The sequence below is a fragment of the Brevibacterium picturae genome (genome assembly GCF_900105045.1).
Lineage (GTDB): Bacteria > Actinomycetota > Actinomycetes > Actinomycetales > Brevibacteriaceae > Brevibacterium > Brevibacterium picturae.
In genome coordinates this window covers 1432027-1447587 of record NZ_LT629739.1, presented here as the reverse complement: position 1 = coordinate 1447587, position 15561 = coordinate 1432027, and the positions used below count along the sequence as shown (strand labels likewise).

Genomic DNA, 15561 nt, shown 5'->3' with positions numbered 1-15561 from the left:
CCTGCGATCAGTCGCGCGTGCGCCCCAGATAGAACTCTGCGGCGTTGTCCCAGAACACCGCGGTGAGCTCCTCGGGCGACAGAGTGGCGCGGATGACCTCGAAGTCCGTGTCTTCGAACGGTCGGGGAGCGCGAGTAGAGGGTAGGTCTGTTCCCACCATGAGTGCTGAGGGGTCGACGTCGACGATCGCTCGCATCGTCGTGGCCGGGTCGAGTTCGACGCGGCCGAAACCGGTCGCCTTCACTTTGACGCCGCGTTCGACCAGCCGCAGCAGAGCAGGCAGTCCATCGCTGTGCATTCCGAAGTGGTCGATGCTCGCGGCGGGCAGTCCGGCAATGCGGTCTCCGAGATCCGCATCGATGCTGCGGGCATCGATGTAGAGCTCGGAGTGCCATCCCACGAGATCATGGACTCGTCGGGCCATGTGGTCGAGATCGTCCAAGGCGGAGGATCCGCCGCGAGCGACGTTGAACCGCAGCGCTTTCACGCCGTCGCGGTCAAGCTCAAGGATGCGGTCATCGGAGGTGTCGGCCGGAAGCTGAGTGACTCCGACGAAGTCGGGACCCAGAGTGCTCAAGGCGTCGACGAGGAAGCACTGGTCGAAGCCTTGGAACGACCCCGAGACCACTGCTCCACCAGCAATGCCCAGGCCACCGATGCGCAGCAGATAATCCTCGACCGTGAAGGGGTCCGGCAGGTATCCGTGATTCTCGGTCAGAGGATGTTTCGGGTCGATGATGTGCAGGTGCGAGTCGAAGACCGGAGTCGGAGAAGTCATGGCCCCAACCTATCTCCGCATTCGACAGGCCAAGTTTCAATCTCAATTGGTGGTCGCTCGGGCGGTCGGCGGCCCCTGCAGACCCGCGATCACCCCTGCAGGAACGCCTTCGCCGCGGCGCCCAGGGACACGACATCGCTGATGGCGACCATTTCGCGGGCCGAGTGCATCGAATACAGGGCCGGGCCCACGTCGACGGTGGTCATGCCCAATCGGGTCGCGGTCAGTGGGCCGATCGTCGACCCGCACGGCATCGCGTTATTGGACACGAAATTCTGGTACTCGACCCCGGCCGCCGTGCACGCCTGTGACCAGGCTGCTGTGCCCACGGCATCCGTGGCGTAGCGCTGCTGTGCATTGATTTTGAGCAGCGGACCGCCGCCGAGGCGGGGACGGACGTGGGGATCGTGTCGTTCCGGATAGTTCGGGTGGGCGGCATGCCCGGCGTCGGAGGACACGCAGATCGACGACGCGAGCGAGGCCAGGTAGTCGCTGCGCGTCGACTCCGGGAACAGGGAGGCGATGATGCGCTCGGTGACGTCGGCGAGGAACGGTCCGCAGGCACCGGACCGTGAGTTCGACCCGATCTCCTCATGGTCGAAGCCGGCGAAGAGGGCGATGGAGTCCAGCGCGGCAGCATCGACGTCGATCAGCGCGTTGACACCGGCGTGGACGGACAAAAGGTTGTCCAACCTCGGCGAGGCGAAGAACTCCTCCTGGGCACCGAACGTCCCGGGTGTCTGAACGGGGATCGTGTAGACGTCGTGTCCGACGACCTGCTCAGGATCCACCTCGGCGGAGGCAGCGAGGAGCTCGATGACATCGGCCTCGGCGAGCTCGGCCAGACCGATGATCGGAGTGGTGTGGCGCTGCTTGTCCAACGTCAGGCCGTCATTGACCTGCCGGTCCAGGTGGATGGCCAGCTGCGGGATGCGCGCGATGGATGGGGTCTGCGCGAGGACGACGGACCCGTCGGCGAGGCTGAGCTGCCCGGCCAGTGCCAGTTCCCGATCGAGCCACGAGTTGAGCAGCGGACCGCCGTAGACTTCGACGCCGATCTGGCGGGTTCCCTCGACAGCGAACTCATTGCCGGGTTTGAGTTTGAAGGCCGGGGAGTCGGTGTGAGAACCGAACACCCGGAACCCGGGAACCGCGCCCGAGGACCCGCCCGCGCCAGTGGCCGCGCCCGGGGCCGCACCGGAAGTATCAACTGTGCTTGCCGGTGTCCGCCATGCGATGATCGCGCCGTCACGGATGACATAGCAGCCCTGTCCAGCTTCGAGCGACCATTTCTCTCGCTCATGGAGTCGGGTGAAACCTGCGGAGTCGAATCGTGCTGCCGCTGTGTCGGTGGCATGATAGGAGCTGGGAGATGAACTGATGAAGTCCGTCAGATCGGCTGCGACCTGGGTTTCCGTACGTGGTATCACGGGCGATGCACTCATTTTCACAGCCTATCGTTTGCGGTAGCTTTGGCCACAAGGGCATTGGTTCTCTTAGTCCGCGTCGACATGGCAGCGGGTGAGGGGCCGGAGCCGCAGCGGCCACCGACCGCTCGGGCTTCGTTGTTCATCGCCCGGGAACCAGCACCGAGAAGTAATGCAATGCAAGGAGTGTTCGAAGTGAACCAGTTCGTGACCGAGTGGAACACATGGCGGGATTCTAGGAACTCGGCGCTGGCGACTCCCTTCGGATGGCTGAGCGTGACCGGCCTGCACTGGCTCGACGAAACCACCACCTGGCCCGACGCTCCCGGAACCTTCACCGTCGAGGACGATTGGGTCAGCGTTGCCCTTGACTCCGGGACCAAGGCCGGGCCTGCTGCCGCGACCTTCGACCTCATGAGCAAGTCCGCCGAGGCGGACCCCACCGCCAGTGCTGCGTCTCCTTCCAGTTCAGCTTCGGTTCCCAGCGACACCACGGTTCTGCCGAAGATCCCGGAAGTCTCCGGGCCCGAGGTGAGGGTCGAAGAGAACGGATTCAGCGCGAAGCTGCCTACCGGCGGGTCCCTGCAGTGGTTCACCGTCGGCCATGTTCTCTACGAACTCATCGATCGTGCCGGTCGGATCGGCATTCGGGTGCGCGATTCCAAGTCGCCGCTGCTGGGCAAGTTCTTCGAAGTTCCCGTCTTCGACCCGAACCCGGACTTCGTGTTCCTCGCTAAGTTCACGCCCTTCGAAACCGCTCAGGTGCATACGATCAAGACTGCGCAGGACGACCTGAACGTGGAGACCGCTGCGGTCGGCGTCGTGTCCTTCACCAGCGAAGCTGGCGAGGTGAAGCTCCTGGCCACCGGCAACCCTGCCAGCGGCCTGCAGCTGGACTTCCACGATTCCACGAATGACGCCACCACACCTGCGTGGAGAACCCTCGACCTGGGCATCCCGAACCAGGACGGCTCGCTGGTCGTCGATTTCAACCGTGCCGTCGACTACCCGTTCGCATTCACCGCCTTCGCCACCTGCCCTGCTCCGATCGCCGGCAACGTCGTCCCCTTCGACGTCACCGCGGGGGAGCGCACCCCACCGTTCTACTTCTCGGAAGCCGGCATCAACGTGCCATTCCTCTTCTACGTATGGTGGGACGAGGACAGCGCCAAGGTGACCCGCCCGTGGTACGAACGCTTCGGACTCGACATCACGCTGCTCAACCCGAACCACGATGACGTCGCGCGATCCCTGGTCGGCTTCGACGGTGTCGCCATGTCCGGAGCCGAGGTGACCCCACTGTCTCGCAAGGCGCGGTCGCGCTTGATCAAGGTCGCGACCGAGGCCCTGACGTCCCGCATCCCGGTGATCGGCATCGGCGCCTATGCGGAGTTCGTCATCAGGGCGCAGCGTGAACTGCGCGAATCCGAGGGGTACGTCGACGGCATCGAGGACGAGTACGCGGGCACGGACGGCAGGCTGCTCATCGTGATGAACAACGAGCTGGCTCCCAAAACGGCTGGATTCGACGTTGTGCACACCGATGCGAGCGGACTTCTCTACGTCGAGATGCCCTATGACATTCCGCTGGAGTCGGACTTCAATGAGATCGACGAGTTCGAGGCAGCAATGGACGCCGACGCCCCGATCAACAGTTGGCAGGAGTTCGACTACCGCATGGTCAGCCTCATCCGCCAGCACCGCTGAGGCGCCGCGCCTCCCACCGCCTCTCACCCTAAAACTCCGTGACGTCACTATTTGCGCCCGGCGCCGCGCGCAAATAGTGACGTCGGAGCGGTCTAGTGACGGCATGAACCGCCGGCGGCCGCGCAATTTCGGCATCTGAGCATCTCAGCAACACGAAGGGCGCTGGGCAACCCCAGGAAAGGTTGCTCAGCGCCCCTCGCGTTGCCGGGTTGCCTCGTTGGCACGAGGCTGCCCCGCCTACACGCTGCGCTTGCACGCCCCGCCTGCGCGCGCCGCTCTCACCAGATGGTGACGCGCTCCTCGGGAGCCAGGTACATGCCGTCGGACTCTTCAACCCCGTACGTCTCGTGGAAGGCGGTCATGTTCTTCACGACCTGGTTGCAGCGGAACTCCTCGGGTGCGTGCGGGTCGATGCTCAGGCGACGCACGCGCTCCTCGGTGCGCATCTTCGCCCGCCAGGCCTTCGCCCAGGCTTCGAAGAACGTCGCGGCCTCATCAGTTGATGGCACCCGTCCCAGCTCCAGCTCGAGCGCCTTCCAGCCGATGGACAGTCCGCCCAGGTCGCCGATGTTCTCACCCACGGTCAGCGCACCGTTGACGTGCTGCGATGGGTCGAGTCCCGCCGGGACCAGTTCCTCGTACTGGGCGATGAGCGCATTGGTGCGTTCCTCGAAGCGTTCCCGGTCCTCGGCCGTCCACCAGTCGACGAGGTTGCCGTCGCCGTCATAGCGTGAGCCCTGGTCGTCGAATCCGTGGCCGATCTCGTGGCCGATGACCGCGCCGATGGCACCGAAGTTCGCCGCCACATCGCCGGAGGCGTCGAAGAACGGTGGCTGCAGGATCGCGGCCGGGAAGACGATCTCGTTCATCACCGGATGGAAGTAGGCGTTGACGGTCTGCGGCGTCATCAGCCATTCGGTGCGGTCGATGGCCTTGCCGATGCGCTTGATCTGACGCGCGTGCTCGGCACGGGCACTGCGACGCACATTGCCCACCAGGTCCGAGGAGTCGATCGCGGCCGGGTATTCGCGCCACACCTCGGGGTAGCCGACCTTCGGAGTGAACTTCGAGAGCTTGACCAGAGCCTTCTGCTTCGTCTCCTCGCTCATCCAGTCGAGTTCGTTGATCGACTTGTCGTAGGCCTTGATGAGCATCGCCACGAGGTGATCGATCGCGTCCTTGGCCGCCGGCGGGAACTCCTGCGCGACGTAGAGTTTGCCCACAGCCTCGCCGAGGAGGCCCTGGACCAGTCCGACACCGCGCTTCCAGCGATCCCGCAGTTCAGGGGTGCCCGACAGAGTGCGGGAGTTGAAGTCGAAGTTCTCCTCGACGATCTCATCGCTCAGGAGCGAGGCGGTGGCGGAGAGGACGGAGAAGCGCAGCCAGGTCTTGATGGTCTCGATGTCGGTGCGCTCCCACTCTTCGGCCATGCCGGTGATGAAGGAGGGCTGGCCGATGATCAGGTAGGACAGCTCACCGTCGACGTCGGCGGCCAACGTCGAGAACCAGGAGCCGAAGTCGAAGCCCGGGCCCAGCTCGCGCAGCTGTTCGAGGGTGACCTTGTTATAGGTCTTCTCTGCATCACGGCAGGCCACGCGGTCCCAGTGGTGGCGGGCAAGGGCGGTTTCGAAGGCCATCACCTTGGCGGCCACCTCGGCGTCGGAGATCCCGCTCTTGGTGCCCAGCCCACCGAGGGCGGACATCTTTCTCACATGGTCGACGAACTTCACGCGCACCTCGGCGTGGTCGTCGTTGAAGTAGTAGTCCTCGTCGGGCAGGGAGATGCCGCCCTGGTGGAGGTAGAGGGCGTAGATGTCGGAGTCCTTCGCGTCGGCGGTGACGCCGCCGTCGAGGAGGCCTCCGATGCCTTCGGTCTCGAGGCGGCCGAGGAGGTTGGCGAGTTCAGACTTGTCCTCGGCCGCGTCGATGGCGGCGAAGGAGGAGTCGAGGGGGCTGACTCCGAGTGAGTTGATCTGGTCGAGGTCCATGAACGAGGAGTACAGGTCGGCGACCTTCTGGCCTTCGCTGCCCGGCTCCTGCGGGGAGTCGGAGACTGCGGTGATGATGTCGCGGACCTTGGTCTCTGCGGTGTCGAAGAGTTCGCGCATCGCACCGTCGCCGGCACGGTCGTCGGGGATGGTGAACGAGTGGATCCACTCGCCGTTGACGTGGCGGAACAGATCGTCCTGAGGGCGCGGTGAAGCGCTCGATGTTACAGATGTCATGGTGCAACAGTATCGTGATCGGTAGGGAGAATGGTCAGGATTTTCCGGTGCGCATGCGCTGGTGGCCCACCGCAGCTGTGGGTATCGGATCGACGAGGAGGAACGCGCAATGGTGGCATCCGTGGTGTTCGTGTGCACGGGCAATATCTGTCGTTCGGTCACGGCCGAACGCGTGCTCCAGAACCACCTGGAACGCAGCGGCGCCGAGGCGGTCGTGGACTCCGCCGGCATCAGCGATGAAGAGGCCGGCAACCCCATCGACCCCACTCAGGCACGGGTGCTGAAGACCGCCGGCTACCGCACCGAGGATCACGTGGCGCGTCAGATCACCTCCGAATGGTTGGCCGAACGTGACGTGGCTATCGCGATGACCCGCAGGCATCATCGTGCCCTGCAGAACCTCATCGCAGACCTCCCCGCCGAGGTGCGCCCGCAGCTGCGTATGCTGCGCGAATTCGATCCTCGGGTGGCTGCGGAGAAGGCAGTCGATGCTCCCGCACCGGATGTTCCCGACCCGTGGGCGGGGCAATTGAAGAATTTCGAAGAAACTCTTGAGACAATTGAAGTGTCCGTGCCGGGAATCACAGACTATCTGCACTCTTTGGCCGAGCAGACTCGGTGATACTGAAGGTAATTGTTGAAGGAGAAAACTGACATGACTCGAACCACGTGGTCCGCCCTCAAGCTCGGCTTCGCTGCCCTGCTGGTGGCTACTTTGAGTGTTTTTGCTTTTGCCCCGGCCAGTGCTCACGACCAGCTCGTATCCTCGAACCCCGAGGATGGAACGACGGTCGACCAGCAGCCTGAATGGATCGAGATGACCTTCTCCGGTGAAGTCCAGGAGGTCGGCTCCGAGGTCAAGGTTGTCATCGACGGCAAGAACGTCTCCGCAGGTGAACTCGCTGTCGACGGCAAGAAGCTCACCGTTGCACTGCCCGACAACCTCAAGCCCGGCGACTATACGGTCACCTGGCGCGTGGTGTCATCGGACGGTCACCCGATCTCCGGCGACTTCGACTTCACAATCGCTGACGCCGAAGGTGCCGGCGGCTCGGTCGAAGAGTCCTCACAGGCCGGACTCGGCGGCGGCGTCGTCGACGAACCGGGCAAGGACACCGAAGAGCGCGGCGAGATCGGCGAATCGACCGGCAGCGATTCCGGCATGTCGACCCCGATGATCGTGCTGCTCGGAGTCGGCGGCCTGGCGATCATCGTCATCGTCGTCCTCCTCATGCGCCGCAAGGCCCAGGGCCTGCCCGGCACCACCAAGAGCGATGACTCGGGAGACGGGCCGAAGGGCGAGTGATCCATCGATAAGACGCGTGCACGGCACGCAGTCGACAGAGCAGGGCCTCGGGAGTGATGAACTTTCGGGGCCCTGCTCTGTGCTGGTGGTGCGGCGTGGGCGTGCTGGCCTGGCCGGCCTCGTGTGCCTGGTACGCCTCGCGCGCCTGACTGGTTGCGCGTAAAGCCGGATGGCCTGGCTGCGCGTGCGTCAGGCGGCTGTGCGGCTGCCGCGCGCCCGGTCGGAAAGCAGACCGATGAGTACCGCGACACACCCGATCGCTGAAATCGCGAGGGCCAGAAAGATGCCGTCCGCGCTCGGGTGGCCATCTGCACCCAGGTGCGCGGCGAGCACGGCGCCGGAGATCGCACTGCCGAACGAACCGCCGACAGTTCGCAGCACCTGATTGAAGCTGACCGCGCTGCCCAGCTCCTCTGTTGCCACGGTTCGGGCGATGAGCGCCGGCATCGCTGCATAGGTGGTGCCGACACCCATGCCGACGACGAACATGCCGACCAGGATCTCCCACAGCTGAGTATGAGCGAAGAGCAGCAGCAGCGATGACGCGGTGACCAGAGTCGCGCCCAGCGGCAACAAGGTCGTCATCCGAATCCGCTTCGTCAGATGCCGCACAAGACGGTTGGCGAGGAAGCTTCCTACCGAGAACGGCAGCATCACGAAGCCGGCCCAGAACACCGGCAACGCGACTCCGTAGCCAGTTTCGCTCGGTGCCTGCGCGATGATGCTGCCGATCGACAGCACCATATACATCACCGTGCCGAGAGTGATGGCCGTGAGGTTCGCGACGAGTGCGTCTGGGCTGCGGAGGACCCGAAGATTGATCAGCGGATGCTTCACCCTCAGCTCGAGCAGGACCCAGATCGTGAGCAGGATGATCGCGACCGCGAAGCAGCTCAGGGTGGGCAGGGTGGCCCAGCCCCAGATCTCTCCTTCGCTGACCCCGAGCAGCAGCGCCGCGAGCCCGAACGCGAGCACTGTCGCACCTGGAACGTCGAAGCGGACTCGCGGAGCCTGCGTGTCCGGTCCCGATGGGACAGCGACGATCACCACGACCATGGCTGTGGCGACGAAGAGCGCAGCGAACCAGAACGCGAACTGATAGTCGAGCGATCCCGCGATGAGTCCCGTCAGGGGGTACCCGATGCCCATTCCCGTCGACACGGTCACCGACAGGCTGGCGATGCCGCGCGTGCTCTTCTCCGTAGGCAGATAACGCCGCGCCAGTGCGATCGTCATGGGCACGATGCCGTAGCTGAGTCCTTGCAGCGCACGTCCGATCAGGAAGACGGCGAAGTTGGTCGCAAGAGCGGCGATTGCCGAACCGACCAGGATGATGGTGAGAGCGCCGACGAGGAGCCTCTTCTTGTGCGGGCCATCGCTGAGGCGGCCCATCACCGGGGTGACGATCGCGCCGACGAGCAGATTGATCGTGAGCATCCACTGCGCGGCGCTGATCGAGACGTGGAACTCTGCCGAGATCGTCGGCACGAGCAGCATGCCCAGCGAGCTGACGATCGCCGTCGACAATGCCGCATAGATGAGTGCGGGCAGCAGCTGTCCGCCAGGTTCGGGTTCACTCATCGGCAGCCTCCCGCATGAGCTTGCGCAGCACGGGCACTGCCGCTGACAGCGTCGCGCGCTCGGAGTCATCGAGATGTTCGACAAGGGCGTCGGCAAGCCACCGGGTACCGGCCTCGTGTTCGCTGTCGAGCGCGCTGCGCCCCGTCTCAGTGATCTGGACGCGGACCTTGCGACGGTCGACGTCGTCTCGTGCGCGGGTGACATACGACAGTGCTTCCAGTTCTCGCAGAGCCACGGCGACTGCCTGCGGAGTGATCCGCTCTGCTGCTGAGAGCTCGGACGCCGTGGCAGGGCCCCGCTCGTTCAGGTGGATGAGGATCCCGGACTTTCCGCGAGAGGTCGTCCGTTCCGAGTAGAAGCGGCGGATGAGTGGACGGAGCGCACTGCGGAACTCAGCAGCAAGGTTCGGATCGGGCATTACTTCATTGTACAAACAGATTGATCAATCTACTTGTCTAGTTCGGAGGAGGGGGCGAAGAATGGGCGCGAAACGATGAGGCGAACGGACCGGCATGGGAGGAATAGAACCATGACGCTTTGCTGTTGTCCCAGGTGGCTGATCTTTGAATTAGCTCGTTCATCTTTGAACTGTCTCAACCGAAGGGCTATATCGCTTTGTCCGTTCCACTGAATATCCTCGACCTTGTTCCCATCCGTGACGGATCCAATGCACGTGAGGCCATCGATGCCTCGATGAGCGCGGCACGGGTCGCTGATGAGGCGGGTTATCGGCGTCTGTGGTTCGCTGAGCACCACAACACCATGGGGCTGGCCGCGAGTGCCACGGCGCTGCTCATCTCGCAAGCCGCCTCGGTGACCGAGAAGATCCGTGTGGGTTCAGGCGGAGTGATGCTGCCCAACCATGCTCCGCTCATGGTTGCCGAGCAGTACGGCACTCTGGCCAACATCCATGGCGATCGCATCGATCTGGGGTTGGGCCGCGCGCCGGGCACCGATGGAATGACAGCGCAGGCGCTCAGCCGTTCCTCGGCCGAACCGCAGTCCTTTGCCCAGAACATCTATGACATGCAGGGCTGGTTCAGCTCCGAGGGTAAGGCTCATACGGCGCCGATCGAATCCGCTGTCTCTGCCAACACCGAAGTCCCGATCTGGGTGCTGGGGTCGACGACGAACGGTGCCGCGATCGCCGGTCAGCTGGGATTGCCGTTCTCTCTGGCCTCACACTTCGCTCCTGACCAGATCGATGCCGCGGTCCGCGTCTACCGCGAATCCTTCACCACCGAGGCTCCAACCGCGCAGATTGACAAGCCCTACGTCATGGCTGGGATCAATGTGCTGGTGGCTGAGACGGACGAAGAGGCCCAGCGCGAGTTCACGTCGGTGAAGCAGATGTTCGCCGACATCGGCCGCGGCCGCCGTCGACAGCTGCAACCACCTATCGATCCAGCAGAGGTAGAGGGAGGTGGTGAGAACCCGATGCTCCAGATCAGCGCCGTCGGCTCACCCGAGACTGCGACCCGTCAGATGTCGGAGTTCGTCGAGCGCACCGGGGCAGATGAGCTCATCACCGTCACCTACGCCTACGACCCTGCAGTGGCGGAGCGTTCACTGAAGCTGCTCGCCGACGCCTGGTTCTGAGCGCGGATTCTCAGCACCCTAGCGAAAACTCAGCTCAGTTCACCTCAGCTCAGTTCGCCTCAGCTCAGCGAGAGGGCGGGCTTGAGCCGGTCCAGCTCGGTCCACGGCGTCTGCTCCGCAACGTGCGGACGCAGGGTTCTCAGCGGTCTCATCATATTGACGCCCAGTGCTGCGCAGATTCGTCCTTGCCGGCCATAGACGGCTGTGAACCTGCCATCTGCGACGTCCCCTTCGATGACCTCAAACGAATCCGCTCCTGCAGTGAGGCCGTGAATCTGGATCTTCAGATCGTATTGATCGGACCAGACGTATGGCACGGAAGGGGGCAGAGCAGGCTGATCGAGAATTGCGCGAGCGACGTTCATCCCGTGCTCCGTGGCATTCGTCCGGTGCTCGAGCCGCACATGCCGATCAGCCTCGGGCCTCCACCAGGCAGCAACGTCCCCGGCAGCCCACACGCCGGGCACCACTCCACCGTGCTCGTCGCACGCGATGCCGTCGCTGATCGGAATGCCGCTGGTCTCAAGCCACTCGACATTCGGGTGGGAACCGACCGACATCAGAATCTTCTCAGCAGGCAGGTGTCTTCCGTCGTCAAGGGTGATCCCGCTGGCTGTGCCCTCCGGAGAGACCGTGACACCCTGAGCGCGACCCTGCTCCAGGTGCACGCCATTGCTTCGGTGTCGGTCCGCGAGCAGCCCCGCGACGTCCTCGCCCAGTGCCGCGGCAAGCGGAATCACCGTGGAACTGAGCAGAGTGACGCGTGTTCCCAGACTGCTCGCAACGGCGGCCGTTTCGGCTCCGAGGAAGCCACCGCCGACTATCAAGAGTTCAGAGCGGTCGTCCAAACCATCGCGCAGACTCAATGCGTCGTTGACAGTGCGCAGCACGTGTGCGCCGTCGACCTGATCGCTGAGTGGCAGTCGTCGAGAGCGGACGCCGGTGCAGACCACCAGCTCGTCGTAGCTGACAGCCGAACCGTCATCGAGGAACACACGTCGTGCCTGCGCATCCAGGCTTGAAGCCCGGCGGCCGAGCAGCCATGTTGCCGCCAACTCTGCCAATGCTTCGGCGGAGCGGAGGTGCAGTCGTTCCGGCTCCCATTCTCCTGTGAGGAACCGCTTCGACAGCGGTGGCCGATCATAGGGAGTCGTCTCTTCGTCGCCGACCATGGTGACCGACCCGGTGAAGCCACAGCGTCTCAGATTCTCCAGCACGCTGATCCCGGCTGCTCCGGTGCCGACGATGACGACGTGGCGCTCGGTCATTCCTCGACCACGATTGCCGCGGCCGGGCAGAGCGCCGCCGCATTTCGGGTGTTCTCGTACTCGGACTCCGGAGGCTCCTCCTGGAGCAGGACCACGATGCCGTCGTCGTCTCGCTGGTCGAAGACCTCTGGGGCTGCCAGCACGCACTGGCCGGCCGCGCAGCACCTGTCTTCATCGATGGTTATTCTCATTGTGTATTCCTTTCGGTCGAGCCGCAGTGCACCTCGGCAGTTCGGTTGTGTGGGGTGATTCAGAAGGTCACGGGCAGTTCCCGGACCCCGTAGTTCGTCCCGAAGGCATCCATGGGGACGTCACTGGGGTCGACGGCCAAGTGGAGGTCGGGGAAACGTTCGATGAGTTTGGGCAGCACCGTCTTGAGCTCTGCGCGCGCGACGTTCTGACCCAGGCACTGGTGAACGCCGTAGCCGAAGGCCAGATGGCGCGTGGTCTTGCGGTCGAAGTCCGGTACGTCCGGATCGGTGAAGACCCGAGGATCACGATTGGCAATCGGCATAGCGACGACGACCAGGTCACCCTGTTTGATCTGTGCCTCTCCGATTTCGACATCTTCGAGGGCCACACGTCCGAGCCCGAACTGAACGATGGTCAGGTACCGGAGAAGCTCCTCGATGGCCGGACCGATCTTCTCCGGGTTCTCGCGCAACTCCTCCCATTTGCCCGGATGCGTCAGCAGGGTCATGATCGACAGACCCATCATGGCAGCGGTCGTGTCGTGGCCGGCGAAGAGCAGAAGAGCACAGATGCCCGTGAGGTCCTTGTCGGTGAGGATGGTCTCGCCCGATGCGGCGATGCGGATGAGTTCGCTGATCAGTCCGTCCGACTCCGGCTGGCTTCTCTTGGTCTCGATGAGCTTTGAAATGTAGCCCATCAGCCACTGAGCTCCCGCGTCTCGCTCTTCGCGGGATCTGCCCATATCCATCATCGCCTCTGTCGCGCCGTGGAACCCGTCACGGTCTTCGTACGGCACACCCAGGATCTCGCAGATCACCAGGCACGGAATCGGCAGGCAGAGCGCCTCGATGAGGTCGACCGGCCCAGATGTCGACGCAATCGCGTCGAGGTGTTCGTCGACGATCCGATCGATGTACGGTTGAAGATTCTTCGCCACAGCCTTAGGCGTGAATTTCCCTGTCAGCAGCTTGCGGTAAGCGCCGTGATCCGGTTCATCCATCATCACGAACAGCGGAGGCAGGCCGCTCTCATCGGTGCCGGCGCTCTCTCCTGCTTCTCCTTCAGGATTATCGTGTCGCGGGCGGTGGGAGCTCATACGGGGGTCGGAGAAGACCTGGCTCCCCTCATCGAACCGGGTCACCAGCCAGCCTTCGGAGCCGTTGGGGAACCGCACCCAGTGGACAGGCCGTTCCTCTTGGAGTGCCTGGTACTCCGGTGGTGGATCCAGCGGCGACTCGGCATCGCGCACAGTGGGCATGGGGGTCGTTGTCTCAGTCATGTGATGTCCTCTTTCCTTCGGTGGTTGGTGTCTTCTCGGGTCGGGTTCTCAGTGAGCCTGGTCTCGGTTGCTGTGTTCGGCGAGGGCGGCGGCGACACCGCGGTGCACGCTCGATGCGCGCCCCCAGCCGACGTAATAGGCGAGTTGGAGCACAGCCTCATTGAGCTGTTCGCCGGACAGTTCCTGGTTGGCCAGGGCACCGCGGACCTGAATTCGGATGAGATCGGCGTCGCCCAAGGCTGCCGTGGCTCCCAGAACGAGGAGGCGGCGGTCGCGGATGGAGAGCTCGGGGCGGCTCCAGACGTCTCCGAAGAGATGCTCGGCGGTCTCCTTCTCGAAAGGCGTGCCGGTGTTCGGCATGGCCTGGCTGAATCCTGAGCCATAGACCGCATCCATCATCTGGTGGGCATCATCCTGGCTGCCATTCTCGGCGGACGCTTTCGGGTCATCCAGCCCAAGGGTGTCCGTCGCCTTGTCCTGCGCCACGTCAACCAGCGGCATCTGCAGGCCCGAGGATGCCGCCAGCTCTTTGGCAGCGGCGAGGTCCTTGGCCATCAGCGGACGAATCTGCTCACCGACAGCGGCAGCGGCACTGGTCTGCTGTTGACGCAGCAGCATCAGTGCAGTGGTGCCGTCCGGGTCGGCGGTCTCGATGACGTCGATGAGAGTCTGCGGGCTGACCCCGGCGGATGCGGCGAGTGAGGCAGCTTCGCTGACAGTGCGCCAGCTGCCGTAGGTGATGACGTTCCGTGCCAGTTTGGTAGCCATCCCTGCACCCAACGGGCCACAGTGCACCACTGCCTTGGCGAAGCCCTCGAGAGCTGGGCGGGCGTGTTCGACGGATTCCTCATCGCCGCCGACCATAGCGACCATTCCGTTCTCGGCGGCCTTGTCACCTGGCGTCACTCCGCAGTCCAACAAAGTCACGTCGTATTCGGTGCAGAGCTCGGACAATCTGGTTACAGTTTCCAGGCTGACCGTGCTCAGCAGGACGACGATGAGACCGGAGTGTGAACCGGACAGCAGGCCGTCCTTGCCGTTGAGCACGTCCAAGGCCTGATCGGCGTTCACGACGGAGACGAACACGATGTCGCTAGCTGTCGCCACAACCGCAGGAGAGGCAGCCAGTTCAGGGGTTCCGGGCAGGTCGGCTGCCTCTGGTCTGATGTCGTAGACGAGAGGAAGGTAGCCGCTGCGGGAGAGGCTGGTGGCGACTCCTCCTCCGATCATTCCGAGCCCGATCACGCCCGTTCGAAGGGCGGGGAGGTCATTGCGAGGCGCTCTGTTCATACACGTTCCTTCGGGTACGCGGCTCTCGCAGTCTGCTGCGATGGTTCGTTCGGAGAGCCGTTGTCGACAGTCGTGAACCTATAACCTAACTAAGTTCAGTTAAACTGTAGACCCACCCGCTGGCGACAGCAAAACTTGCCTGGTGAGGGCGATCGTTGGGGGCGGAGTCTAGTATTCGCTGAGCAGGCTGCGGAGGCGCCGGGCGGCCGAACTGTCCATCTGCTTGGATCGGTCGGTGAACTCGGTCCCGGGGGCCACGACTGTCGAGTCGATGAGGCCGTCGGCGATGTCGAGAACGATCGGTTCCAGAGCTTCGTCGTCGAAGAGGCTGTGTGCGAGAGACAGGGTGCCGTGCACACCGGACCATAGGGTCTGCACCAGCTGATCGGCAGGCAGGGACATGGGGCAACCCGCCTGTTGGCACCGGGTGACGGCTGCTCGGAGGCTGCCTGAGACGACGCTGGCCGGGTGGTGCCGGACCCGGTCGGTATCGGCCTGCGGCTGTCTGGTCTCGTAGAGCAGGCGGTAGTGTCCGGGGTTTTTCAGACCGAAGAGGCAATAGGCATGCACTTGGGCGCGCAGTCGTTCGACCGGTCCTTCCTGATCCGCTTTCTCGTCGGCGATTCGCATCTGGGTGGCCAGCTGTTGGTACTTGTCGGACAGTGCGGCCCAGACGAGGTCGGTCTTGTCCTTGAAATGCATATAGATGCTTGGGGCGGCGACTCCGGTCTCAGCCGCTACAGCCCGAATCGTCAGACGTTCAACACTGCCCCATTCGTCAAGGAGACGATTGACGGCATTGAGGATCTCTTCGCGAAGCTTTCCGCCCTCACCCCGACGATGGCGCGTTCGTTCTGTCGCCATGCTCCGCCCCTTTCAGTGAACTCTCGATGTAAGCATCCTCCCATG

General features: G+C 63.7%; 14 protein-coding genes. 4 read left to right on the top strand and 10 right to left on the bottom strand.

The window, feature by feature from the left end; genetic code table 11:
* Positions 1-7: 7 nt before the first annotated feature.
* Complete coding sequence (locus BLT92_RS06805) at positions 8-778, bottom strand: amidohydrolase family protein (RefSeq protein WP_092104292.1); 771 nt, start codon at positions 776-778, stop codon at positions 8-10.
* Positions 779-867: 89 nt separating this feature from the next.
* On the bottom strand, positions 868-2223 hold the full coding sequence (locus BLT92_RS06800) for a M18 family aminopeptidase (protein ID WP_092104290.1): 1356 nt from the start codon (positions 2221-2223) through the stop codon (positions 868-870).
* Positions 2224-2400: 177 nt separating this feature from the next.
* Between BLT92_RS06800 and BLT92_RS06795 the strand changes: the two genes are divergently transcribed.
* On the top strand, positions 2401-3912 hold the full coding sequence (locus tag BLT92_RS06795; RefSeq protein ID WP_231939067.1) for a DUF1684 domain-containing protein: 1512 nt from the start codon (positions 2401-2403) through the stop codon (positions 3910-3912).
* 278 nt (positions 3913-4190) lie between these two features.
* Here BLT92_RS06795 and BLT92_RS06790 read toward each other — a convergent pair whose 3' ends face one another.
* Positions 4191-6137: a M13 family metallopeptidase gene (locus BLT92_RS06790; RefSeq protein ID WP_092104286.1), complete on the bottom strand. Its 1947-nt coding sequence runs from the start codon at positions 6135-6137 to the stop codon at positions 4191-4193.
* A gap of 109 nt (positions 6138-6246) precedes the next feature.
* On the opposite strand from BLT92_RS06790, the gene BLT92_RS06785 reads away from it, so the two are divergent.
* Together BLT92_RS06785 and BLT92_RS06780 are read left to right on the top strand one after the other, a co-directional pair.
* Positions 6247-6759: a low molecular weight protein-tyrosine-phosphatase gene (locus BLT92_RS06785; protein WP_092104284.1), complete on the top strand. Its 513-nt coding sequence runs from the start codon at positions 6247-6249 to the stop codon at positions 6757-6759.
* Positions 6760-6792: 33 nt separating this feature from the next.
* Positions 6793-7443, top strand: a complete 651-nt coding sequence (locus tag BLT92_RS06780; protein ID WP_092104282.1) for a copper resistance CopC family protein — start codon at positions 6793-6795, stop codon at positions 7441-7443.
* 189 nt (positions 7444-7632) lie between these two features.
* Here BLT92_RS06780 and BLT92_RS06775 read toward each other — a convergent pair whose 3' ends face one another.
* On the bottom strand, positions 7633-9024 hold the full coding sequence (locus tag BLT92_RS06775) for an MFS transporter (protein WP_092104280.1): 1392 nt from the start codon (positions 9022-9024) through the stop codon (positions 7633-7635).
* Positions 9017-9442 carry a MarR family winged helix-turn-helix transcriptional regulator gene (locus tag BLT92_RS06770; RefSeq protein ID WP_092104279.1) on the bottom strand — a complete coding sequence of 142 codons (426 nt, stop codon included), beginning with the start codon at positions 9440-9442 and terminating at the stop codon, positions 9017-9019. Before BLT92_RS06770 ends, BLT92_RS06775 begins: the two co-directional genes overlap by 8 nt.
* 197 nt (positions 9443-9639) lie before the next feature.
* Here BLT92_RS06770 and BLT92_RS06765 point away from each other — a divergent pair, with 197 nt between their 5' ends.
* Complete coding sequence (locus BLT92_RS06765) at positions 9640-10623, top strand: LLM class flavin-dependent oxidoreductase (RefSeq protein ID WP_092104277.1); 984 nt, start codon at positions 9640-9642, stop codon at positions 10621-10623.
* 59 nt (positions 10624-10682) lie between these two features.
* On the opposite strand, the gene BLT92_RS06760 is transcribed toward BLT92_RS06765, so the two are convergent.
* The 5 genes from BLT92_RS06760 to BLT92_RS06740 all read right to left on the bottom strand — a co-directional run bounded on the left by BLT92_RS06760 (position 10683) and on the right by BLT92_RS06740 (position 15516).
* On the bottom strand, positions 10683-11891 hold the full coding sequence (locus tag BLT92_RS06760) for an NAD(P)/FAD-dependent oxidoreductase (RefSeq protein WP_092104274.1): 1209 nt from the start codon (positions 11889-11891) through the stop codon (positions 10683-10685).
* Complete coding sequence (locus tag BLT92_RS06755) at positions 11888-12082, bottom strand: ferredoxin (protein WP_092104273.1); 195 nt, start codon at positions 12080-12082, stop codon at positions 11888-11890. The genes BLT92_RS06760 and BLT92_RS06755 overlap by 4 nt, the downstream gene beginning before the upstream one ends.
* A 59-nt stretch (positions 12083-12141) precedes the next feature.
* Entirely contained in the window at positions 12142-13362 is a 1221-nt protein-coding gene (locus BLT92_RS06750; RefSeq protein WP_197679680.1) for a cytochrome P450, read from the bottom strand.
* A 48-nt stretch (positions 13363-13410) separates the two neighbouring features.
* Positions 13411-14652: an NAD(P)-binding domain-containing protein gene (locus tag BLT92_RS06745; RefSeq protein WP_092104271.1), complete on the bottom strand. Its 1242-nt coding sequence runs from the start codon at positions 14650-14652 to the stop codon at positions 13411-13413.
* Positions 14653-14820: 168 nt separating this feature from the next.
* Complete coding sequence (locus BLT92_RS06740) at positions 14821-15516, bottom strand: TetR/AcrR family transcriptional regulator (RefSeq protein ID WP_092104269.1); 696 nt, start codon at positions 15514-15516, stop codon at positions 14821-14823.
* Positions 15517-15561 lie beyond the last annotated feature (45 nt).

Bases quoted from the DNA above. Each gene is read 5' to 3' on its own strand.
- BLT92_RS06745 (WP_092104271.1), bottom strand. From the start codon at position 14,652: ATGAACAGAGCGCCTCGCAATGACCTCCCCGCCCTTCGAACGGGCGTG.
- BLT92_RS06780 (WP_092104282.1), top strand. From the start codon at position 6,793: ATGACTCGAACCACGTGGTCCGCCCTCAAGCTCGGCTTCGCTGCCCTG.
- BLT92_RS06775 (WP_092104280.1), bottom strand. From the start codon at position 9,024: ATGAGTGAACCCGAACCTGGCGGACAGCTGCTGCCCGCACTCATCTAT.
- BLT92_RS06770 (WP_092104279.1), bottom strand. From the start codon at position 9,442: ATGCCCGATCCGAACCTTGCTGCTGAGTTCCGCAGTGCGCTCCGTCCA.
- BLT92_RS06750 (WP_197679680.1), bottom strand. From the start codon at position 13,362: ATGACTGAGACAACGACCCCCATGCCCACTGTGCGCGATGCCGAGTCG.
- BLT92_RS06740 (WP_092104269.1), bottom strand. From the start codon at position 15,516: ATGGCGACAGAACGAACGCGCCATCGTCGGGGTGAGGGCGGAAAGCTT.
- BLT92_RS06785 (WP_092104284.1), top strand. From the start codon at position 6,247: ATGGTGGCATCCGTGGTGTTCGTGTGCACGGGCAATATCTGTCGTTCG.
- BLT92_RS06760 (WP_092104274.1), bottom strand. From the start codon at position 11,891: ATGACCGAGCGCCACGTCGTCATCGTCGGCACCGGAGCAGCCGGGATC.
- BLT92_RS06790 (WP_092104286.1), bottom strand. From the start codon at position 6,137: ATGACATCTGTAACATCGAGCGCTTCACCGCGCCCTCAGGACGATCTG.
- BLT92_RS06755 (WP_092104273.1), bottom strand. From the start codon at position 12,082: ATGAGAATAACCATCGATGAAGACAGGTGCTGCGCGGCCGGCCAGTGC.
- BLT92_RS06805 (WP_092104292.1), bottom strand. From the start codon at position 778: ATGACTTCTCCGACTCCGGTCTTCGACTCGCACCTGCACATCATCGAC.
- BLT92_RS06800 (WP_092104290.1), bottom strand. From the start codon at position 2,223: ATGAGTGCATCGCCCGTGATACCACGTACGGAAACCCAGGTCGCAGCC.